Raw genomic sequence first — 21,112 nt, forward strand, 5'->3', positions numbered from 1 at the left:
TATCTCTCCTTAACACACAGAATAATCGAATATGCATAATCGGTCTTTGCAGATAAACTGATTAGCATTCTGTTATCATGCCACATATTAGTTCCTGATTATGCCAACCAAGTCGTATTTATCGTATTGTGGTAGAAAGGAAATAGATTGATTTTTTTAAAAAGAGAGTAACGGCCATGTTGAAGATGATAAATCAGATCCAGCACTATTCATGGGGAAGCAAAACCGCCCTGACGGATATTTATGGTGTTGAAAATCCAGATAATCTACCAATGGCTGAATTATGGATGGGCGCCCATCCTAAAAGCAGTTCACTTGTAGCCAATCCTGAAACCGGGAAACCAATTGCCTTAAATGAATTAATCGCCAGTGATCCGGAAAAATATCTAGGGAAGGAAGTTTCAGATAGATTTCACCGTTTGCCTTTCCTATTTAAGGTATTGTGCGCGGCTCAACCTCTTTCAATTCAGGTTCATCCTGATAAAAAATCCGCAGAAGAGGGTTTTGCTAAAGAAAATATCGCGGGTATTCCGTTAGATTCACCCGAAAGAAATTACAAAGATGATAACCATAAACCTGAACTGGTTTACGCTCTTACCCCTTTCCGAGCAATGAATGGATTCCGTTCATTAAACGAAATCGCGCAATTACTGGAATTTGTTACTGCGGCCCATCCCAAGATTCCATTCTTTATTCAAACACCAAATGAACAAAATCTTGCCTGCTTATTCTCCCAATTGCTTAATATGAGTGGTAAGCAAAAGCAGTTAGCTCTTGGTGTATTAAAATCGGCGTTAAATAGTCGACTCGGTGAACCTTGGGATTCTATCAGGAAAATGACAGCGTTTTACCCTGACGATAATGGCCTGTTTATTCCACTTTTACTTAATGTTATCGAGCTTGAGCCTGGTCAAGCCATGTTTCTATGTGCACGCACGCCTCACGCTTATCTGGAAGGGGTTGCTCTTGAAGTTATGGCAAATTCAGATAATGTCCTACGAGCAGGTTTGACCAACAAATATATTGATATCCCCGAGTTAATGGCAAACCTTGATTTTGTATCAAAACCGATAAACACTTTATTTGCGCTACCCAATCAGGAAAAAACAGCGAAAAATTTCCCTATTCCAGTGGATGATTTTGCATTTTCTATTTACTCTCTATCAAAACAGCCAATTACGCTGGATAACAACTCCGCATCGATTGTTTTTTGTGTTGAAGGTCAAACAGTTATACAATCTGGCGAACACCAATTAAGAATTTTCCCAGGTGAGTCAGTATTTATATCTGCTGCCGAAAAGGCTGTGATTATTCACGGTGAAGGTTTTACCGCCCAGGTTTTTAATTAATAATGCCAATCTGGGCCTAAAACTTATTCACAGGCCGTTAAGCACTGCTTAAATTCTAAGTTTGTGCTAACGGCCGTTTTTATACTAAGAGAGTGCATATTACCTAGCAAAATATGCACTAGAAGGATGGATTTGTATTATGAAAAAATCGTTAGTGGCAGTAGGCATTATTGTTGCCTTGGGAGCAGCCTGGACTGGAGCTTCATGGTATACCGGCAAACAGCTCGAACAACGTCTAGACCAATCAATTTCCCGCGCCAATGCTGAAATGAAAAAAGCATTCCCTGAAACAGGTCTGGTGTTACAGAGTAAAGATTTCCACCGTGGCGTGTTCAGTTCTGATGTCCGTATCATTCTGACCATTAAAGATGGCGTTAAAAACGCAGAAATCAAACCAGGTGAAGAGATTTCAATTAAATCTGTGATTGATCACGGCCCTTTCCCACTGGCGCAAGTGAAGAAATTAACCCTTATTCCTAGTCTGGCTTCCATTCATTCCGAACTGGAAAATAATGAAACGTTAAAACCGCTGTTTGAAATTACTAAAGGAAAATCGCTGCTCACTTCTGATTCACGCGTCAGTTATAGTGGTTCTGTTATTTCTGATGTTGATATCGTCCCCGTCGATTTTGAACAAAATGGCGCTAAGTTCAATTTTTCCGGCGCCAAACTCACTTCCGATCTCAGCCGTGATCTGAAAGAAATATCACTGGCGCTCAAGAGTGACCAGTTAACCATCAATAAAAACAACGAAAATTTCCTTGTCAAAGGTATTGATTTAAACCTGGCTAATAAGAAAGGCAAATTTGATATCTATATTGGCGATCAAAGCATTACAATTCAGGAAATCAGCCTAAAAGGCATCGGCAATGAAGATATGACGCTTTCCGGTGTTAAAATAGATTCAAATATCGGTGAAGATGAAACTAATCTGAAAGGGAAAATCACTTATAGTTTAGATGGCCTTAAACTGAAAAATATCGATTTTGGTTCTGGTAAATTTGAAATTACTGCGGATCGTCTGGATGGTGAAGCCGTGCGTAAGTTTACTCAAGCTTACAATGATGCCACAGCTAAATCGCTCTCTTCCGGCGATCTTTCTTCCGACGCGGCAAATACCGCTATTATTGACGCAGTAGCGTCTAACCTGCCTACTTTGCTGAAAAACAATCCACAATTTGGCATTGATCCAATAACCTGGAAGAATGCCAAAGGGGAAAGCACCATTAATTATCAGGTAAGTTTTAAGAACTTGCCAAAAGATAAAAGCAACTTCTATTCAATGAACACAGAGGAGCTTATCCGCGCTTTAATTCAGAACATGTCTCTGAATGTCACATTACCAAGACCTATGATGATTGAGTTCTCCGCTCAGTCAATGATAATGAATGGCATGGATAAAGCAAAAGCGGCAAAAGATGCTGAACAACAGATAAAACAGTTTGAACAATTGGGGCAACTGTTTAAAATTACCACGGTTGATAAAGATGCCATCAGCATTAAATTTAACTATGCAGATGGTAATGTAGAAATGAATGGTAAGAAAATGTCCTTACATCAATTCATGTCTGAATACGGTTTATCTGACCCTTCTGATGATAGTGAAGCGCCAGAGCAAATAGCGCCAGAAAGTGATACCCACGACAGTGGAAAGGTGAAAGAAGAAGGTACTGAGCAACCTGCACAATAAAACGCATCCATATAATGTTTTGTTAAATTGCCAGTCAATGCATGTGACTGGCATTTTTATATAAATAAGGACCGGAATATGATTGACACAAAACTCCCACTGACAGATTTACACCGCCATCTCGATGGAAATATTCGGCCGGAGACTATCTTAGATCTTGCCAACCAGCATAATATTCAGCTTCCAGCAAATGATCTGGAATCACTCCGCCCTCACGTACAAATTATTGAAAATGAACCGAGCTTGGTAAGATTTTTGCAAAAACTTGATTGGGGAGTGGCGGTACTCGCTGATTTGGACGCTTGTCGTCGTGTTGCTATTGAGAATGTTGAAGATGCCATCAATACTGGGCTCGACTATGCTGAATTACGTTTTTCCCCTTATTACATGGCGATGAACCACAAATTGCCAATTGAAGGGGTTGTTGAGGCGATTATTGATGGTATCCATTCTGCCCGTCAAAATAACGATATCGACATTCGTCTTATCGGCATTTTGAGCAGAACTTTTGGTGAACAAGCCTGTACTCAGGAATTAGCTAGCCTGCTAGCTCACCAACAACATATTACTGCTCTGGATCTCGCGGGTGACGAATTAGGTTTTCCCGGCCATCTTTTTCAATCTCATTTCACCAAAGCCCGTGATGCTGGATGGCACATAACCATCCATGCCGGCGAAGCCGCTGGCGCTGAAAGTATTTGGCAAGCAATTAGGGAATTAGGCGCTACCCGGATTGGTCATGGAGTAAAAGCCATTACCGATCCCGTATTGATAGATTATTTGGTTGAAAACCGTATCGGTATTGAAGCCTGTTTAACCTCAAACCTTCAAACCAGCACCGTTAATTCTTTATTGGACCATCCACTCAAACGATTCCTGGAAAAAGGTATTTTGGCTTCCATTAATACAGATGATCCAGCCGTTGAAGGCATCGACATCCGCCATGAATATGAAGTTGCCGCACCTGCCGCCGGTTTATCTATTGCCCAAATTCGCCAGGCTCAGATAAATGGGCTGGAAACCGCTTTTATCAGTGATGCAGAAAAACAAGCATTACGGGCGAAAGTAGCAAATCGTTAAATACAAATAGTTCAGGAATGGAGATTCCATTCCTGATTATGGTTATAAATAACGTTTCATAATTCTGCTACACATGACCTTATTCAACCCATTGTTATACATATAATTATGGGTGACATAAGATGTAGCGCTATTTTAGAATCTTATTTATATTTGGAATATAAAATACAATAGAATTGGATTCAATTTAAAAGATATATCTACTATTAATATTGTTACAATATGGCGGCGTAATAGGTTTTAGTCGATTTTGGTAGATTTTTTGGTGGTTTTGATCTTATGATTTACCTATCAAAACACATTAGGAATTCTGGAATATGTCCGTATTAGATGGAGTAACAGCAGTAATAATTTGGTTGTTTTTAATTTACGTATTGTATGTCGGTCATTTCTGGTATGTTTCTGCTCCGCTAGGATTATTTTTTATACTCATGGCAATTAAAACGGCTAAAACAGTAAAAATTAAAATTTTATGTACTGGATTAGCGTTGTTTTTCCTAATTGCGCCAATTACTGCATTGCTAAAATACAGGGAAATTTTTTATTTGGCGTAATTTTCTGCAATGAATTAATGTTATCCATGCACCAATGGAAATGTGGCGAGTTACCACTAGATCTGACACAATGTTAATCATATTAAGAATCCTTTTTATTAGTGTTTTTTGAAATTATTAAATCATTTAGTTTAAATATATTCTCTTCTTTTATAAGCCAATCTGTCATTTCATTACTATACTTCTCAGAAATATATTTTTTATTTTCTAAGTTAGTCTTATAGTTTACATCATCATCTTCTGGATGAGACAGATGTACACCTTCTATACCCTCAAATAAATGAAATTCAGAATTAGCTTTGTGAAGCCGGAAACCAAGATCAATATCTTCACCACCCCATGATTTAAAGTGTTCATCAAAACAGCCCACTTTTTCAAAGAGTTCTTTTTCTACACTAAATATTGTTCCCCATAAAAAAACCCAAGGTGCAGGCATGGAGCATAATTTATAGTTGAATCTCGCGTACGAGCTTTGACGAATATCTTTGCCAACATCAAATTCTTTCATCCTTTTAATTGTGCTATCTATATCATCCAGGTCAACTTTTAGATCCCACTTATTTTCAGAGTACAGACCGTATACATTTCCAATCGAAACTGATTGTGGGTTAGAGCTATGGAACCTAATCACTCTCTTAACGAAATAGCTCGGCAAAAGTACGTCAGCATCAACAAAAGCTAGTAGCTCCCCTTTTGCATTTTTAGCTCCAATATTTCTCGCTCGGGCTACACGAAAACCTTCGTCGGGTACATATATATACTTGAGTTTATAGTTGTAAACTCGTTTAGTAACAGCAAGACAAGTCTCATCGCTAGAACCATCATCTACAACTATTACTTCGAAGTCATTAAAGTCCGCACTTTGCTTGTTTAGTAAAGAGAGCAAAGACATTAGACTTTCTTTTTTGTTATAAGAAGGGATGATTATACTTAGAGTCATAAATTTCTTATTCCTTAATCTTACTTTTTATTCCAAGAAAAGAGGCTTTAAAATTATGCATATCTGATAGGGTGTAGTTTCCTTGCAGAGATAAGCAATTATTTAATCTATTTAGGAATTCCTCTATAACTTCATTAATATTGAAATAAGCACCAAACTTTTCAATATATAAATTCATTGAGATTATAAAGCCTTCAATATCGTTCTTATACTTCTCCGCTAAAAAGGTATCAGGACGATGTACAGAATCTCCTTTGAATCTATATTTAAATGGAATGTCTTCTAGTATTTTAATAAATGCTCCATCTGCAACCATATTCATCCAAGTGACATGATCTTCCGAAACTAAAAAGTCTGGAAATGGACATCTAAGCGCCAAGTCAACATTGACTGCCGTGCCTGACGTCGGAAATATGTACCCACAGCACCTAATCATATCTAGGTATTTATTGCTTCCTTCTGGAGTATACCGACTATGCTGAACAGCGACGTCGAACATATCACTCCTAAAGTTTTCGAGAGAAACCGAATTACTATTTCCATCAATTCCGGTAAAGGTTGTACTAATAATTAAGTCTGGTTGATTAATCTGTTCTACAGCACATAACGTTTTCTCTATACGATATGGATGAGCAATATCATCATCGTCCTGAAAAAAAATGATATTAGTACCGTGTTTGTGAGCATACTTAACCCCAATATTTCTTGCTGACGACACCCCACCACTCTTCTCGTTAACTATAAAATGAAATCTATTATCAATTATATCGCTCGGAAAATAGTCTTTTATTCTGACATTCAATCGATCATAGAAACTTGAATTATCATCCACTATTACAACATACCAATCTGGGGTTGACTGAGCATGTATTGAAAATAAGGTTTCAATCAAATAATCATTACCTCGCTTGCTCTTTGCATGATGAGGAATCACAAACCAATTTGACATTTATGTGCAACCTTATTTATTTCTTTTGCAAAATCAACTATCACTAGTAAGCAGTTTTGATTGCTGAGTAGAAAATACAGATATATCAAAAAAAGAACCAGCCTTCTTTGACTTCCACGTTGCCCCATGACTTTGTGAACAATCTTCAATAACTTTTAAACCATAATTACTTGCAATAGCACCAATTTTTTTCACATCTACCATGCTGCAATAAGCATGTACCAAAATAATGGCTTTGGTGTTTTGGGTAATATTCTCTCGTATTGCCTTCTCTGATATTTGTCCGGTTAAAGGATCAATATCAGTCAAAACAGGAATGGCACCTAGATTATACACAACTTGAGCAACTGCAACCCAAGTCATACCTGGTACTATAACTTCATCTCCAGGTAAGATACCTATCGCTTCAAGTGCGATGGACAACGCCGCTGTTCCAGAAGTGCATGGAATGGCGTGTTTAGTACCTATATAGTCTGCCCATTTTCTTGAGAAAAGAGTACTAAAGTGTGGCAATGTCTCAGACTGGCCTGACAATGTCCAACGCGTAGATCTAAGTGCTCCTTCTACATCAGTTAGCAGATCAACATCACACACCGGCCAATTCATCTCAAAAGGTTTCATACATCCTCCTATAACGCCAAATTTAATAGCCTCTTGCTTAACAACCGCTTGTAGGCGCTTATGATATCGCCTTCTCGAATACGTCCATCCAGTAGAAATTGACTAATTGTTTTAATACCATCGGCGGCATCAAAACAGGACAACTCTGTCTCTGTAACCCACTCGCTGTATGTTGCTGTATTGATGTAGTATGAACAAGATTCACTTGTAACTTTTTTGATAGTAGTTACAAACTCTTTTTTTATTGGCCGCAATAACTCGTATAGATTATCACCACGAATTCTTTTCTTAATAATGAAATCGCCGACAACCAGATAGTCCAAGTCTGTAAGTAGAAAGCACTGTATAGCATCATACGCGTCACATACAATTGGCTCCGCATTTACATTGAATGAGGTATTCAACAAAACAGGAACCCCTGTAATTTCTTTAAAATTCTTTATTAGCTGGTAGATATCCTTATTATATTCTCCAACAACTTGAACTCTCGCTGTGTTGTCTATATGTGTTATAGCTGCAAGTTTTTGTTGGTTTTTCTTAACAACTGGGAGATTAAATACCATATATTCCAAGTTCACTTTGCAATCTGGAACTAGGAACCAATCTGAAATTTCATCTACCAACACCATGGGTGCAAATGGACGATAGGATTCTCGTTGCTTAATAATTTGATTAGTTCTATATTTTGATTCAATAGGTCTGGGATCAGCTAGAATACTACGACTACCAAGAGCTCTTGGACCATATTCCATTCTACCTCTAGCCCATCCTATTATCTTGCCATTACTAATTTCATTCGCAAGAAATTGAAACTCATCTTCAGCATTAATAATTTCTATAATATCTTGGTTTCTATCTATTATTTCAAGCGCATATTTACTATTTATATCAGGTCCTAAGTAAACATTCTCGATCTTATTCCCATTAATCCTAGCGTTAGGATACATTGCGCACATGGCAGCACCGACAGCGCTTCCACCATCGTGTGAAGCAGGATGAACAAAAATGTTATCAAACAATTCGCTGAAGGCGAGCTTTCCATTCAATGTACAGTTTAGAGCTACTCCACCACTGAGACATAGGTTTCTCTGACTTAGCTTCTGTGACCAGAAAGATATTATATGGAATGCCATCTTTTCTAGGTACTTTTGTATGGAATGCGCAAAGTTTTGATGATTTTCTGAAATGTATTCATTTTCTCTCCTTGGCAAAATACCTCTATCTAAAAAGTAAGCAGGTATATTTGTATGATTAAATGAAACCTTTCCACCTTCTTCAAAATTTATAAGTTCTTCGAAAAGCTCATCAAATTGATTTTGTTTGCCATAAGAAGCCAATCCCATTACCTTATACTCATCAAATCGTTCATATCCTAGTAAAGATATACAATCGAGGTAATATCTTCCTAGTGATGAAGAAACTGGATATCTATATATACTTCTAACAACCCCATCGATATATGAATAGATTGATGTAGACTCATCTTCCCCATTTCCATCTATTACAATAACTAATGAACTATCGAAGCCAGAATTTTCAGCCGCCATGATAGCATGGGTGTCATGATGACGCACATATTCAATTGGGATATTTCTAACTTCTTCACCAAATTTACGCACAAGTATCTTGTTAATTAAACTTCTAGAAGTTTCAACCTCAAGATTTTTTCTTTCAATATATTGTAAGCCAAGTCCCGTGTCTGTATTTAACTCTTCAAAATAAAATGCAATTTTGTCAACATCAGTTATTTCAACTTGTGCGATTTTTAAGCACTCAACAATGGCATCAATAGGAAACTGATTAGAGTGTTTAATTCTATCCAGACGCTCTTGCTCCACAGCAGCAACAATCTTACCATCTTTGATGATCGCAGCTGAGGCATCATGACCAAACCAATTTGGTATATCCCCAATAACAGGTGTTTCAAATGTTTCGAAACTACCGCTAATCCCTAGAGTTATCATAAGAAGAACCTCCTTATCCTTGATGAAAATAATTCTATATCTAATAACGTCTCATTCATTTTAGTAAGCGGCCTAAATTTACTATTCGTCATTATTGTTTCTATGATATTGATGGACTCCAAAGACCGTTTAATATCAAGTAAAGGTTCTAATTTGTAATTTAGTGAAATGGCTAAATCTAAGACTCCAGTAGCTTGGTCAATAAAGTGGGTATCATCATATCTTCTGTCTATCTTGTGGGGGTGAAGCGTTTTTCTTAGCGAAAAGTGTTCTGGGGGGCGATCGATTTTATCTTCTTTATTCTTTCTTAAAATTATTGGATAATTCACCATCCATAAATCTTCAACTATTATTTCACCTTCATCTCCAATTATCCGAAAACTATGATCCTCACTTTCAACAATGCTAAGCTCAATTTTTGCTCTTCTACTATCACAATATTCCAAAGTGAGATCAATCCAATCAGGGGCAGGTGAATCTGTAACTTCTTTATCCGGGTAGATTAAGGCAGAGCTATAGCTCATGCTATCTGGCGTCCCCATTAAAGCCAAAATTAAATCAATCACATAAGAACCATGTTCAAAGCCACAACCAACTTCGAATTCATTCTTTGCCGGCCAAGGTGCGCCTGAAGGACTAATCCAACTACCAAAGTTCATTTTATGAACTGGTCTCTCATGAATCGCACTCTTAATTAAACATATTTCTCCAATTTCTCTAGAGCTCAATATCTCTAGCACGTATTAAATTAACTCCATTAGTCACCACTAGATCTGACACAACGTTAATTATATTAACAATCCTTTTTGTTAGTGTTTTTTGAAATTATTANNTTCTGGATGAGACAGATGTACACCTTCTATCCCTTCAAATAAATGAAATTTAGAATTAGATTTGTGAAGCCGGAAACCAAGATCAATATCCTCACCACCCCATGATATAAACTGCTCACCAAAACAGCCCACTTTTTCAAAAAGTTCTTTTTCTACGCTAAATATTGTTCCCCATAAAAAAAACCAAGGTGCAGGCATGGAGTATAATTTATAGTTAAATCTGGAGTACGAGCTTTGGCGAATATCTTTATCTACAACTATTACTTCGAAGTCATTAAAATCCGCGCTTTGCTTGTTTAGTAGGGGGCCGCTTGGAAAACGGACCCCCAGTACATCATTCGATGTGCCGTTGATAATCCATAGATTGGTGTAAGACTCTTACAATAGTGATCCCATTTGCCATTAAACGAAAAAAGATAATGTGTGAAGCAACCGGGAATGATTTTAGTCCAGGTCGAACATGGCTGTAATTCCGGGCCAGTTCGGGAGCTTCAGCAAGTGTATGAAAAGCCCAGTCGATATTCTTGATATATTGATACGCTCTTTCCAGGCCAAATTCTTGATAACTGTATTCAAAAATAGCCTCTAAATCCTGCTCAGCTTTAGGCTTTAGAAAAAATGTTTTACTGGACATTGGGTGTTTTATTTTTCATACGTGTAAGGAAAGTATTGAGATCCCACGCTACAACTTCTCCACTGTTATCACCTTCATCAATTAGCTGACGAAGTGCTTCAAGTTTAGACTCAGCTTGTTTTTCCTGTAATAACCGTAATCCCTCCCGAACGACTTCACTATTAGTTTTGTAATAACCTGATTTAACTAGGCTTTCTACAAAACCACGTAATTCTTCGCCGGTATCTACTGTCATTGTACGCGATACCATAGTACACCTCATTCAGATAATTAATTAACATTCCATAGTGTAAGACATATTCTTACACTACGAAAGTTTTGTCCAGATATACATCCAAGCATCTGTCAATTTTAATTTTAAATAGTTGTCTGATTGGATTTTTTAATCTATACCCGTCATCTTTCAAGTTGCCTCTTTGTTGGCTGCACTCACTCACCCCGGTCACATAGTTCTCTATGCTCCCGGGGATTCGCTCCCTTGCCGTCGCGATGCATCTTGAAATCCATTGGGTATATAGTTAATATATATACATTAACTATTAATGTGGTGTATTACGACATAATTAGCATAGGCGAAAAGCAGCTAATGTGGATGCTTGAGCTGATTCGCCTGTAAGAGGTTTTCCGACCATAGCCCCATTTGTTCCTTCGTTCCCTCCCAGCCCTTGCTACGTCTGGCTTTAAGAAGAAGAATTGATTTTAAGTCGGTCTATACGAAAGGGTAACTTACTGAATATAAAGATTTTAATTTTTAATCAAAATTCATGTTATCAATTTAACTATCTTCAGCATAATTTCTCTTTGTATTTTCTATTTTATCTATGCGATTCAATGTATCAATTAGTGTTGTTCTTTTTACGCCAAAATTACGACAAATTGCAGCTTTAGACATCCCACCTTCCAATGCTATAAGGATTGCATCCAATTTTTCACCCGTGATCGCCAAAGGCCGTCCACCTCATTTTTCTCTCCGGTTAGCTGCCTCCAGACCTGCAATAACGCGTCTTTTGTTAATGAGCGTTCGTCATCATTAATATATATTTACAACAATTTCCTATTATAGATTTATATCTATTTCTGTTTTAACCTCTTAGCATAACGTTGCGCCAATACTGCACACACCATCAACTGAATTTGATGAAAAATCATCAACGGCAACAACATTACGCCGACTGTCGCAGCAGGGAATAAAACATTTGCCATTGGCACGCCATTAGCCAGACTCTTTTTCGAACCGCAAAAAACAATCGTGATTTCGTCTTCTTTATTAAAACCCAACCAACGAGCAATATAGGTATTAATCATCAGTACAATCGCCAGCATAATGCAGCAAATAACCCCAATCATCAGTAGCGAATAACCATCAATCTTGTGCCAAATGCCTTCTACAACCGCCTCGCTAAAAGCCACATAAACCACCAAAAGAATTGATGACCGGTCAGTCATATTAACCAGTTTTTTATGTTTCTCTACCCAACCGGCAATTAATGGCCGTGACAGATGCCCGATAATAAAAGGAACCATCAATTGAAGAATTATGGATTTTATTGCCTCTAACGTATCAGGGCTACCCTCTCCCTGGATATGAATCATCAATCCAACTAATATTGGCGATAAAAATACGCCCAAAATACTGGATGCCGAAGCACTACAAATAGCAGCGGCAACATTACCACCAGCAACTGAGGTAAAAGCAATAGCTGACTGAACCGTAGCCGGTAACGCACAAAGATAAAGGAATCCCCAATAAACTGTTGGCGTCATGATTTCGGGCACTAGCAAATTCAACCCTAATCCAATAATCGGGAATAAGACAAAGGTACTGAGAAAGACCACCAAATGAAGTCGCCAATGTCCTATGCCGGCAATAATAGCTTGACGAGATAATTTGGCGCCATGCATAAAGAACAGCAGAGCAATAGCCGCTGTGGTTAATCGTTGAAATCCTACTTTTACTTCACCTTCACAAGGAAAGAATGTCGCAATAACAACTACCGTCACTAATACCATCAAAAAAGGATCTATTTTTAATCTTTGCCACCAAGTCATTTATCATTTTCCTTGCTTCGCAAATAATTAGCCCGGCAAACCAGGCTAATCAATAAATAGCTTAAATTGCTACTGTACGTTGTTGTTCTGCCGATTGAATACCGGCTTCAATTAATTTCATGATTTGAATTGCTTCATCTGCCGTCACTGGATTAGGTTTACCTAACGTAATCGCATCACGGATAGCAGCATAATAAGCAGAATAATTACCAGGCAAAGTCGGTACATGTTCAGTCACTAACTCCTCTCCACGTGACAGCGTCACAATACCATCACGAATATCATATCCCCAATCGGCATGCGGGGGCCTTTCCCCTGCTTTCAATCGCTCTTCCTGAGGATCAAGACCATATTTCACGTAACTGCCTTCCATACCATGCAACGTATAAACGGCAGATTCAGCCGCCGCCACTGTTGTTGCATGAAGAACCACTTTGATATCCGGATAATTCAACAACACGTGGAAATAATCTACCGCTTCCGCGTGTGGGCGGATCATCCCCAAATCAGCCGTAATAGATTGCGGTTTACCAAACAGTTGAACCGCTTGATCGAGTAAATGAGGGCCTAAATCATACCAAACCCCACTTCCTTGTCCCGCCGCTTCACGCCATCTTTGACGTATAACCGGACGATAACGATCAAAATGGGCGGCAAAATATTTTAATTTGCCCAGACGATTCTCTTTAATTAACGATTTTATGGTCAAAAAACCAGAATCCCAACGGCGGTTATGAAATACAGAAAGTAATAAATCCGCCTTTTCTGCCTGCTCTTTTAAAGATTCAGCTTGTTCAACTGTGATGGTAAATGGTTTATCCACCACAACATGCTTACCCGCTGCCAATGCCTTCTGCGCCAAAGGATAATGCGTATCGTTAGGTGTCGGAATAACGATTAAATCAATGCCGGGATCATTAAAAAGATCCTCAGGGCAGGATACCACCGGAATATTTGGCCAATCTGATTTCACTTTCTCCGCATCACTACTGGAAATAGCGGCCAATTTAACACCAGCAGCGCCAGCAATTAATGGCGCATGGAACGTTTTACTCGCATAACCATACCCCACCAATCCAACCTTCAACAGCTCACGCATAACAGCCCCTCAAACTCATTAATAATATGCAGCAATTTCAGCATCCGTAAAAAATATCATTGGTGATGACCGTTGCGCAAATTATCTCTGAATCCAGTTTTGAAGATCTTTCAATCAATCTATTTCCTAACCCATCAGAATCGCCTATTATTCTTTTTTCATATAGCTTCAAATGGAATGATTTATGTATCAAACCAATGATTACTACCGAATTAATGGTTGGGTTCTAGCTCCGGCGGCTTATCTGATTATGACCTTTCTCAGTGCAAGTGTAATGCTCGCCTTATATATCATGGCATTTTTTAGTCAAAACAATACACTGAGTGCCGGGAATAATCACTTTACTTTAATGTGGTTTCTTTCTGTCGCCATTACTGCGGTAATGTGGTGTTTCACCCTATGGGTATTGAAACTGCTTTTCACTCGATCAAAAAAATTCCCGCAAGCTTTTATTATTTGGCTTATTATTACCGTATTAATTGCATTGAAAACTTTCGCTTTCTCCCCTATTCCTGATCAAATGGCTTTACGTGCATTAGCATGGCCACTATTGGCAGCCGCTATTTTTGTCCCCTACATTAAACGCTCTCATCGAGTCAAAATGACTTTCACACAAGATCGATAACCTCAACTTTCTTTGGTTGTTATCATAACAATAGATTGCCCCTGGTAAGACAAGGGCATACTTATAATTTAATAAAAAGTCAACAAACCCATTTTCAGGCACAGCAATGACTGACTATTTTCTTTTATTTGTTGGAACCGTATTGGTTAACAATTTCGTCTTGGTGAAATTCCTCGGCTTATGCCCTTTTATGGGCGTCTCTAAAAAGCTGGAAACTGCTATCGGGATGGGATTTGCGACAACATTCGTTATGACACTGGCTTCTGTATGTTCATGGCTGGTGAATATCCTTATTTTGTTACCACTGGATTTAATCTATTTGCGTACTCTGAGCTTTATTCTTGTCATTGCAGTCGTAGTGCAATTCACCGAGCTTGTTGTACGCAAAACCAGCCCGACGTTATACCGGTTATTGGGTATTTTCCTGCCGTTGATTACGACTAACTGTGCTGTACTCGGTGTGGCGCTCCTGAATATCAATCAATCACACGATTTTTTACAATCCGCTATCTATGGTTTCGGTGCCGCCGCCGGTTTCTCCCTTGTTATGGTACTGTTTGCCGCTATTCGTGAACGTCTGGCTGTTGCTGATGTACCCGCCCCTTTCAAGGGGTCATCTATTGGTCTTATCACTGCGGGTTTAATGTCCTTGGCTTTCATGGGTTTTAGTGGTTTGGTGAAGTTCTGATGACATCATTATGGATTGCTATTGGCGCACTCAGTGCGCTAGGGTTAATTTTTGGGTTAATCCTGGGGTTTGCTGCCCGCCGTTTTCAGGTGGAAGAGGACCCCATTGTTGAAAACATTGATGATATTTTGCCGCAAAGCCAGTGTGGGCAATGTGGTTACCCTGGCTGTCGCCCTTATGCTGAAGCCATAGCGAATAATGGTGAGATGATTAACAAATGCGCACCCGGCGGCGAGCAAGCCATGCTGAAAATTTCAGAGCTGCTCGGTGTCGATCCGCAACCATTAGATGGTGATGCAAGCATACAAAACCCTGCTCGCAAAGTGGCATTTATTGATGAAGAGAATTGCATTGGCTGCACCAAATGTATTCAAGCCTGTCCGGTAGACGCTATTGTCGGTGCTACCCGAGCCATGCACACCGTGGTTGAAGATTTATGCACCGGTTGCGACCTGTGCGTTGCGCCTTGTCCGACAGACTGTATTACGATGATCCCTGTAGTCACAACCACTGCTAATTGGAAATGGGATTTAAAAGCTATTCCAGTCAAAAATATTCCTGTTCAGCCATCGTACTCCCTTTCCGCCAACAGTATCCCGGTTAAAAATATTGAGGCTGAACATCATGTTTAATCTATTCAATCTACTCAATAAAAACAAAATTTGGGATTTTGCCGGTGGTATTCATCCACCTGAAATGAAGCTGCAATCCAGCCAAGCGCCTTTACGCATTGCGCCGCTACCGGAAGAGTTAATCATCCCATTGCAACAACATTTGGGTATGGAAGGCGAGTTGCTGGTTAAAGTGGGTGATAAGGTGCTTAAAGGCCAACCTTTAACATTTGGCACTGGTCGTACTGTACCGGTTCATGCATCGACTTCCGGCACCATCATTGCTATTGAACCGTGTATTACCGCGCATCCATCCGGGTTGAAAGAGTTATGTGTTCGTTTACACCCGGATGGTGCAGATAAATGGTGTGAACGCATTCAGACACCCGATTATCAATCACTTGATGCAAATACAATTCTTAACCGAATCCATCAGGCAGGCATCGCAGGCTTAGGTGGAGCCGGTTTTCCTACCGCCGCCAAACTACAAAGCGGCCGTCATGGTCTTAAGACGCTGATCATTAACGCGGCAGAATGCGAACCTTATATTACCGCGGATGACCGCCTGATGCAGGAACATGCTGGCGAACTTATTGAGGGCATTCGTATTCTGGAACATCTGCTTAAACCAGAGCAGATCCTGATTGGTATCGAAGATAATAAGCCAGAAGCGATAAAAGCGCTTAAAACCGCGCTAAAAGGCGATAAATCGATTATCGTCCGGGTTATTCCAACCAAATATCCTTCCGGCGGCGCCAAACAACTGACCAAGATCCTGACAGGTAAAGAGGTCCCCTCCGGCGGCCGTTCCTCTTCTATCGGAGTGCTGATGCAAAACGTGGGGACAGTCGTTGCAATCAAACGCGCCATTATTGATGGAGAACCTTTGATTGAGCGAATCGTTACGCTTACTGGCGAGGCAGTCGCCTCACCGGGTAACTTCTTGGCGCGGCTCGGTACTCCGGTACAATTTCTTCTCCAGTTAGCCGGGTTTGAACCACAATCAGAACAGATGGTCATTATGGGGGGCCCTTTAATGGGATTCACTCTACCTGACCTCAACGTACCCATCGTTAAAATAAGTAACTGTATTCTGGCGCCATCTCATCAGGAAATGGATTCAAACATAGCGGAAGAGGCTTGTATCCGTTGTGGATTATGTGTGGAAGCCTGCCCTGCCCGTTTATTGCCGCAACAACTTTATTGGTTCAGTCGTGGTCAAGAACACGAAAAAGCCAGAGATCATAATCTGTTTGACTGTATTGAATGCGGCGCCTGTGCTTATGTCTGCCCAAGCAATATTCCTCTGGTGCAATATTATCGCCAGGAAAAAGCTGAAATTCGGGCTTTGGATCAGGAAAACCGCCGTTCAACCGAAGCCAAAATTCGTTTCGAAGCTAAACAGGCTCGTATGGAGCGGGAAAAACTGGCCCGTGAGGAACGACACAAAAAATCGGCTGTTCAAGTTGATGATAAAGATAAAAGCGCTGTACAAAATGCGCTTTCCCGCGTGAAAGAAAAACAGGCTAACGCTGGTAAAGTCGTCACTATAGAACCGGGACAAGTACCCGATAATTCCGCAGTAATAGCTGCTCGTCAGGCAAGAAAAGAGCAGCTTCGCGCTCGTCAGGCAGAAAAACAGGCGGCTGAAAATATTAATACTGCGCCATCTGAACCAACAAGTGCGGAAGATCCACGCAAAGCCGCATTAGCAGCAGCAATTGCCAGAGCTAAAGCGAAGAAAGCAGCTCAAAATCAGGAAGTAGCACCGTCACTAGAAACGAGAGAACCAGAAACTACTACTAGTGAAAAACAAGATCCTCGTAAAGATGCCGTCGCCGCTGCCATTGCCCGCGTTAAAGCCAAAAAAGCTCAGACACAGCAATTAACTGAAACTCCGGCAGCAACACCGTCAGCGGAAGAAACCGATCCGCGTAAAGCCGCCGTTGCCGCTGCCATTGCTCGCGTTAAAGCCAAAAAATCCCAGACACAGCAATTAACTGAAACTCCGGCAGCAACACCGCCAGCGGAAGAAGCCGATCCGCGCAAAACCGCCGTCGCCGCTGCTATTGCTCGCGTTAAAGCCAAACAAGCCCAAGCACAGCAATTAACTGAAACTCCGGCAGCAACACCGCTAGCGGAAGAAACCGATCCGCGTAAAGCCGCGATTGCTGCTGCCATTGCCAGGGTTAAGGCCAAAAAAGACGCTCAGGAACAACAGAAAATTTCAATAGAATAGTGATTGTTATAAATGAAATTCAGACCCGTTCAGACTGACAATAAAAAACTAAAAGTCGCAAGTTCGCCTTTTACACACAATCAGCAAAGTACCAGCCGCATCATGCTGTGGGTTGTGCTGGCAGCGATACCCGGTATTGCAGTACAAACTTACTTCTTTAGTTACGGTACCTTGTTCCAGATCCTGCTTGCAGTGATGACCGCCCTGCTTGCAGAATCATTTGCCCTATCTTTGCGTAAACAGGCAATTATGCCTCGTTTGCAGGATAATTCTGCATTACTGACAGGTTTACTTTTAGGGATCAGCCTTCCTCCGCTGGCTCCCTGGTGGCTAATTGTATTGGGGACTGCCTTTGCAGTAGTTATTGCCAAACACTTATATGGCGGTCTTGGTCAAAACCCATTCAATCCGGCAATGGTGGGTTATGTCGTACTGCTAATATCATTCCCAGTACAAATGACCAGTTGGCTGCCGCCTATAGATTTACTGGCAGCACAAATTACCCCACTAGACTGCCTGATGGTGATTTTCACCAGCCATACCCCCGATGGAACAACATTACAGCAATTGCAACAAGGCTTTGACGGGATTAGCCAGGCCACACCGCTGGATAGTTTCAAAACCGGTTTATTGACTCACAATATTGATGACGTTCTTCGCCAACCCATATTACAAGGATCTCTGGCTGGCATTGGCTGGCAATGGGTCAACATTGCTTATCTTGTTGGCGGGCTTATTCTGCTGAACAGAAAAGTGATAACCTGGCAAATTCCTGTGGCATTTATCCTGGCATTAGGTTTATGTGCACTCACAAGCTGGCTGATTGATCCATCTCGTTATTCGCCGCCATTATTACAACTGTTCTCCGGTGCAACCATGTTAGGCGCATTCTTTATTGCAACCGATCCAGTCAGTGCTTCCACGACACCTAAAGGTCGTTTGGTTTTTGGCGCCATGATTGGCTTGTTAGTCTGGGTGATCCGTGTTTATGGTGGTTATCCTGATGCCATAGCCTTTGCGGTCTTATTGGCGAATATCACCGTGCCGCTTATTGACCATTACACCCAACCCCGCGTTTACGGGCATAAATAAGGAGCCGTTATGTTAGAAACCATGCGACGTCACGGCATCACGTTAGCCATTTTTGCGGCCATTACCACCGGGCTGACGGCTATCGTGAATTCACTCACCAAAAGTACTATCGCAGAACAGGCCGCATTACAGCACAAATCGCTGCTCGATCAGGTTATTCCGCCTGCCCTGTACGACAACGATATACAAAGCGAATGCTATCTAGTCAATGCTGATGCTCTGGGCAATAATTTTCCTCATCGTCTCTATCTGGCCCGTAAAAATGGTCAGCCCGTAGCGGCAGCGTTGGAAAGTACGGCGCCGGATGGTTATTCCGGCGCCATTCAATTACTGGTTGGAGCAGATTTCTCAGGAAAAGTGCTCGGTGTACGGGTTACAGAACATCATGAAACCCCAGGACTGGGGGACAAAATTGAAACCCGGATTTCAGGCTGGATTAATGTATTCTCAGGGAAAACCATCACATCCAATCATGACCAGCACTGGGCGGTGAAAAAAGATGGCGGTGAGTTTGATCAATTTACCGGCGCCACTATTACCCCACGCGCCGTGGTAAACTCCGTCAAACGGACCGCGCTTTATTTGCAAACCCTACCTGAACATCTCTCTTCTCTAGAATCTTGTGGAGAAAAATCATGAGTGAAACCAAAAATTTATTTATCCAAGGGCTATGGAAAAATAACTCCGCTTTAGTACAACTGCTAGGATTGTGCCCACTGTTAGCGGTATCTTCCACTGCAACCAACGCCCTCGGCTTAGGGTTGGCAACGACACTGGTTCTAGTCTGTACCAACATTGCAGTTTCCAGCTTGCGTCGTTGGGTACCCAATGAGATCCGTATTCCAATTTATGTTATGATCATCGCTTCGGTTGTAAGTGCTGTCCAGATGTTGATTAACGCCTATGCTTTTGGCCTATATGAATCATTGGGGATTTTCATTCCACTGATTGTGACTAACTGTATTGTTATCGGTCGTGCTGAAGCCTACGCCGCGAAAAACCCGATCATGCCCTCTGCGATTGATGGCTTAGCTATGGGATTAGGAGCCACTTTTGCCCTGTTTGTTCTCGGTGCGATTAGAGAAGTTCTCGGTAATGGAACCCTCTTTGATGGCGCGGATTTACTTCTGGGTAATTGGGCTAAAGTATTACGAATAGAGATTGTTCATATGGATTCCCCTTTCCTGTTAGCGATCTTACCACCCGGCGCTTTTATCGGTTTGGGATTAATGCTGGCAGCGAAATATCTTATTGACGAAAAAATGAAAACCAGAGCAATAAAAGAAAAAAACGGTGCAATAACAATGTCACCAGGATCAGAGAGCTCCATTTGATATGAACAAACAGAAACGTATCGAAATTCTAACGCGTTTACGGGATAACAACCCAAAGCCAACAACTGAATTAGTTTTCACAACACCATTTGAGTTACTTATTTCAGTACTGCTTTCAGCGCAAGCAACAGATGTGAGTGTTAATAAAGCCACAGCGAAACTCTATCCGATTGCTAATACCCCGAAGGCAATACTTGACCTTGGTGTAGATGGGTTGAAAGAGTATATAAAAACTATCGGTCTTTATAACACCAAAGCGGAAAACACAATTAAAACCTGCCGAATATTGCTAGAAAAACATGCTGGCGAGGTTCCCGAAGATCGCGCTGCATTGGAAGCATTGCCAGGTGTCGGCCGCAAGACAGCCAATGTGGTGTTAAACACCGCTTTCGGCTGGCCGACTATTGCGGTCGATACTCATATTTTTCGCGTTTGCAACCGTACTCAATTCGCGCCCGGTAAAAATGTCGATGAAGTCGAAAATAAATTACTGCAAGTCGTCCCGGCCGAATTTAAAGTCGATTGTCATCATTGGCTTATTTTACACGGTCGTTATACTTGCATAGCCCGTAAACCTCGTTGTGGTTCTTGTATTATTGAAGATCTATGCGAATTTAAAGAAAAAATTTACCCTGAGTAACTATTGTAATTTTCAATGCAATTTCCATATTGTTTTATGCTATTTTGCAGATGTGGCTTGCTCGACATCGCCAATTCGCGTAAAACTGTTATTCCAAAAACTATCTGATAATAACCCTCAA

At 40.8% G+C, this 21,112-nt stretch carries 23 protein-coding genes; 12 read left to right on the forward strand and 11 right to left on the reverse strand.

What is annotated here, in order from left to right; translation table 11 throughout:
• Positions 1 to 176 precede the first annotated feature (176 nt).
• From manA to V2H77_RS19600, 4 genes are all read left to right on the forward strand, one after another.
• Positions 177 to 1,349 (forward strand): mannose-6-phosphate isomerase, encoded by a 1,173-nt coding sequence (gene manA, locus V2H77_RS19585; RefSeq protein ID WP_341500146.1) that lies wholly within the window; start codon positions 177 to 179, stop codon positions 1,347 to 1,349.
• Between the two features lie 139 nt (positions 1,350 to 1,488).
• Positions 1,489 to 3,039 carry a YdgA family protein gene (locus V2H77_RS19590; protein WP_341500147.1) on the forward strand — a complete coding sequence of 517 codons (1,551 nt, stop codon included), beginning with the start codon at positions 1,489 to 1,491 and terminating at the stop codon, positions 3,037 to 3,039.
• Positions 3,040 to 3,117: 78 nt separating this feature from the next.
• Positions 3,118 to 4,119 (forward strand): adenosine deaminase, encoded by a 1,002-nt coding sequence (gene add / locus V2H77_RS19595; protein ID WP_341500148.1) that lies wholly within the window; start codon positions 3,118 to 3,120, stop codon positions 4,117 to 4,119.
• A gap of 317 nt (positions 4,120 to 4,436) precedes the next feature.
• A complete protein-coding gene (locus tag V2H77_RS19600; RefSeq protein WP_341500149.1) occupies positions 4,437 to 4,673 on the forward strand; it encodes a hypothetical protein in 237 nt (78 codons plus the stop codon).
• 82 nt (positions 4,674 to 4,755) lie between these two features.
• Here the strand turns inward: V2H77_RS19600 and V2H77_RS19605 are convergent, their stop codons facing one another.
• From V2H77_RS19605 to V2H77_RS19655, 11 genes are all read right to left on the reverse strand, one after another.
• A complete protein-coding gene (locus V2H77_RS19605; protein ID WP_341500150.1) occupies positions 4,756 to 5,613 on the reverse strand; it encodes a glycosyltransferase family 2 protein in 858 nt (285 codons plus the stop codon).
• 7 nt (positions 5,614 to 5,620) lie between these two features.
• Positions 5,621 to 6,562 (reverse strand): glycosyltransferase family A protein, encoded by a 942-nt coding sequence (locus V2H77_RS19610; RefSeq protein WP_341500151.1) that lies wholly within the window; start codon positions 6,560 to 6,562, stop codon positions 5,621 to 5,623.
• Between the two features lie 33 nt (positions 6,563 to 6,595).
• Positions 6,596 to 7,183: a DegT/DnrJ/EryC1/StrS family aminotransferase gene (locus V2H77_RS19615; protein ID WP_341500152.1), complete on the reverse strand. Its 588-nt coding sequence runs from the start codon at positions 7,181 to 7,183 to the stop codon at positions 6,596 to 6,598.
• Positions 7,184 to 7,191: 8 nt separating this feature from the next.
• Entirely contained in the window at positions 7,192 to 9,147 is a 1,956-nt protein-coding gene (locus V2H77_RS19620; RefSeq protein ID WP_049581502.1) for a carbamoyltransferase family protein, read from the reverse strand.
• Positions 9,144 to 9,887: a Gfo/Idh/MocA family oxidoreductase gene (locus tag V2H77_RS19625; protein ID WP_341500153.1), complete on the reverse strand. Its 744-nt coding sequence runs from the start codon at positions 9,885 to 9,887 to the stop codon at positions 9,144 to 9,146. The genes V2H77_RS19620 and V2H77_RS19625 overlap by 4 nt, the downstream gene beginning before the upstream one ends.
• 69 nt (positions 9,888 to 9,956) lie before the next feature.
• On the reverse strand, positions 9,957 to 10,178 hold the full coding sequence (locus V2H77_RS19630; protein ID WP_341500154.1) for a galactosyltransferase-related protein: 222 nt from the start codon (positions 10,176 to 10,178) through the stop codon (positions 9,957 to 9,959).
• Positions 10,179 to 10,314: 136 nt separating this feature from the next.
• The gene (locus V2H77_RS19635) at positions 10,315 to 10,614 is read right to left on the reverse strand and encodes a type II toxin-antitoxin system RelE/ParE family toxin (RefSeq protein WP_341500155.1); all 300 of its coding nucleotides are present in this window, start codon (positions 10,612 to 10,614) and stop codon (positions 10,315 to 10,317) included.
• Positions 10,604 to 10,864, reverse strand: a complete 261-nt coding sequence (locus V2H77_RS19640; protein WP_053093412.1) for a type II toxin-antitoxin system ParD family antitoxin — start codon at positions 10,862 to 10,864, stop codon at positions 10,604 to 10,606. The genes V2H77_RS19635 and V2H77_RS19640 overlap by 11 nt, the downstream gene beginning before the upstream one ends.
• Before the next feature lie 525 nt (positions 10,865 to 11,389).
• The gene (locus tag V2H77_RS19645; protein WP_445935604.1) at positions 11,390 to 11,560 is read right to left on the reverse strand and encodes a hypothetical protein; all 171 of its coding nucleotides are present in this window, start codon (positions 11,558 to 11,560) and stop codon (positions 11,390 to 11,392) included.
• Between the two features lie 125 nt (positions 11,561 to 11,685).
• Positions 11,686 to 12,663 (reverse strand): bile acid:sodium symporter family protein, encoded by a 978-nt coding sequence (locus V2H77_RS19650; protein WP_341500156.1) that lies wholly within the window; start codon positions 12,661 to 12,663, stop codon positions 11,686 to 11,688.
• Positions 12,664 to 12,724: 61 nt separating this feature from the next.
• Complete coding sequence (locus tag V2H77_RS19655) at positions 12,725 to 13,762, reverse strand: oxidoreductase (protein ID WP_341500157.1); 1,038 nt, start codon at positions 13,760 to 13,762, stop codon at positions 12,725 to 12,727.
• Positions 13,763 to 13,946: 184 nt separating this feature from the next.
• Between V2H77_RS19655 and V2H77_RS19660 the strand changes: the two genes are divergently transcribed.
• The 8 genes from V2H77_RS19660 (at position 13,947) to nth (ending at position 20,991) form a co-directional block, all read left to right on the forward strand.
• Positions 13,947 to 14,387 carry a DUF2569 domain-containing protein gene (locus V2H77_RS19660; protein WP_341500158.1) on the forward strand — a complete coding sequence of 147 codons (441 nt, stop codon included), beginning with the start codon at positions 13,947 to 13,949 and terminating at the stop codon, positions 14,385 to 14,387.
• Between the two features lie 106 nt (positions 14,388 to 14,493).
• On the forward strand, positions 14,494 to 15,075 hold the full coding sequence (rsxA, locus tag V2H77_RS19665) for an electron transport complex subunit RsxA (RefSeq protein ID WP_341500159.1): 582 nt from the start codon (positions 14,494 to 14,496) through the stop codon (positions 15,073 to 15,075).
• Positions 15,075 to 15,707, forward strand: coding sequence for an electron transport complex subunit RsxB (rsxB, locus tag V2H77_RS19670; protein ID WP_341500160.1), 633 nt, complete (start codon positions 15,075 to 15,077; stop codon positions 15,705 to 15,707). The genes rsxA and rsxB overlap by 1 nt, the downstream gene beginning before the upstream one ends.
• Positions 15,700 to 17,925 (forward strand): electron transport complex subunit RsxC, encoded by a 2,226-nt coding sequence (gene rsxC / locus V2H77_RS19675; RefSeq protein ID WP_341500161.1) that lies wholly within the window; start codon positions 15,700 to 15,702, stop codon positions 17,923 to 17,925. The genes rsxB and rsxC overlap by 8 nt, the downstream gene beginning before the upstream one ends.
• A gap of 12 nt (positions 17,926 to 17,937) precedes the next feature.
• Entirely contained in the window at positions 17,938 to 19,017 is a 1,080-nt protein-coding gene (gene rsxD, locus V2H77_RS19680) for an electron transport complex subunit RsxD (RefSeq protein WP_341500162.1), read from the forward strand.
• 9 nt (positions 19,018 to 19,026) lie between these two features.
• Positions 19,027 to 19,656 (forward strand): electron transport complex subunit RsxG, encoded by a 630-nt coding sequence (gene rsxG, locus V2H77_RS19685; protein ID WP_341500163.1) that lies wholly within the window; start codon positions 19,027 to 19,029, stop codon positions 19,654 to 19,656.
• Complete coding sequence (locus tag V2H77_RS19690) at positions 19,653 to 20,351, forward strand: electron transport complex subunit E (protein ID WP_341500164.1); 699 nt, start codon at positions 19,653 to 19,655, stop codon at positions 20,349 to 20,351. Before rsxG ends, V2H77_RS19690 begins: the two co-directional genes overlap by 4 nt.
• 1 nt (position 20,352) lies before the next feature.
• On the forward strand, positions 20,353 to 20,991 hold the full coding sequence (nth, locus tag V2H77_RS19695; protein WP_341500165.1) for an endonuclease III: 639 nt from the start codon (positions 20,353 to 20,355) through the stop codon (positions 20,989 to 20,991).
• Positions 20,992 to 21,112 lie beyond the last annotated feature (121 nt).

It is taken from the genome of Photorhabdus sp. P32, assembly GCF_038085095.1.
Taxonomy (GTDB): domain Bacteria; phylum Pseudomonadota; class Gammaproteobacteria; order Enterobacterales; family Enterobacteriaceae; genus Photorhabdus; species Photorhabdus luminescens.

Coding starts and splice junctions, on each gene's coding strand:
- manA (WP_341500146.1), top strand. CDS start 177: ATGTTGAAGATGATAAATCAGATCCAGCACTATTCATGGGGAAGCAAA.
- V2H77_RS19590 (WP_341500147.1), top strand. CDS start 1,489: ATGAAAAAATCGTTAGTGGCAGTAGGCATTATTGTTGCCTTGGGAGCA.
- add (WP_341500148.1), top strand. CDS start 3,118: ATGATTGACACAAAACTCCCACTGACAGATTTACACCGCCATCTCGAT.
- V2H77_RS19600 (WP_341500149.1), top strand. CDS start 4,437: ATGTCCGTATTAGATGGAGTAACAGCAGTAATAATTTGGTTGTTTTTA.
- V2H77_RS19605 (WP_341500150.1), bottom strand. CDS start 5,613: ATGACTCTAAGTATAATCATCCCTTCTTATAACAAAAAAGAAAGTCTA.
- V2H77_RS19610 (WP_341500151.1), bottom strand. CDS start 6,562: ATGTCAAATTGGTTTGTGATTCCTCATCATGCAAAGAGCAAGCGAGGT.
- V2H77_RS19615 (WP_341500152.1), bottom strand. CDS start 7,183: ATGAAACCTTTTGAGATGAATTGGCCGGTGTGTGATGTTGATCTGCTA.
- V2H77_RS19620 (WP_049581502.1), bottom strand. CDS start 9,147: ATGATAACTCTAGGGATTAGCGGTAGTTTCGAAACATTTGAAACACCT.
- V2H77_RS19635 (WP_341500155.1), bottom strand. CDS start 10,614: ATGTCCAGTAAAACATTTTTTCTAAAGCCTAAAGCTGAGCAGGATTTA.
- V2H77_RS19640 (WP_053093412.1), bottom strand. CDS start 10,864: ATGGTATCGCGTACAATGACAGTAGATACCGGCGAAGAATTACGTGGT.
- V2H77_RS19650 (WP_341500156.1), bottom strand. CDS start 12,663: ATGACTTGGTGGCAAAGATTAAAAATAGATCCTTTTTTGATGGTATTA.
- V2H77_RS19655 (WP_341500157.1), bottom strand. CDS start 13,762: ATGCGTGAGCTGTTGAAGGTTGGATTGGTGGGGTATGGTTATGCGAGT.
- V2H77_RS19660 (WP_341500158.1), top strand. CDS start 13,947: ATGTATCAAACCAATGATTACTACCGAATTAATGGTTGGGTTCTAGCT.
- rsxA (WP_341500159.1), top strand. CDS start 14,494: ATGACTGACTATTTTCTTTTATTTGTTGGAACCGTATTGGTTAACAAT.
- rsxB (WP_341500160.1), top strand. CDS start 15,075: ATGACATCATTATGGATTGCTATTGGCGCACTCAGTGCGCTAGGGTTA.
- rsxC (WP_341500161.1), top strand. CDS start 15,700: ATGTTTAATCTATTCAATCTACTCAATAAAAACAAAATTTGGGATTTT.
- rsxD (WP_341500162.1), top strand. CDS start 17,938: ATGAAATTCAGACCCGTTCAGACTGACAATAAAAAACTAAAAGTCGCA.
- rsxG (WP_341500163.1), top strand. CDS start 19,027: ATGTTAGAAACCATGCGACGTCACGGCATCACGTTAGCCATTTTTGCG.
- V2H77_RS19690 (WP_341500164.1), top strand. CDS start 19,653: ATGAGTGAAACCAAAAATTTATTTATCCAAGGGCTATGGAAAAATAAC.
- nth (WP_341500165.1), top strand. CDS start 20,353: ATGAACAAACAGAAACGTATCGAAATTCTAACGCGTTTACGGGATAAC.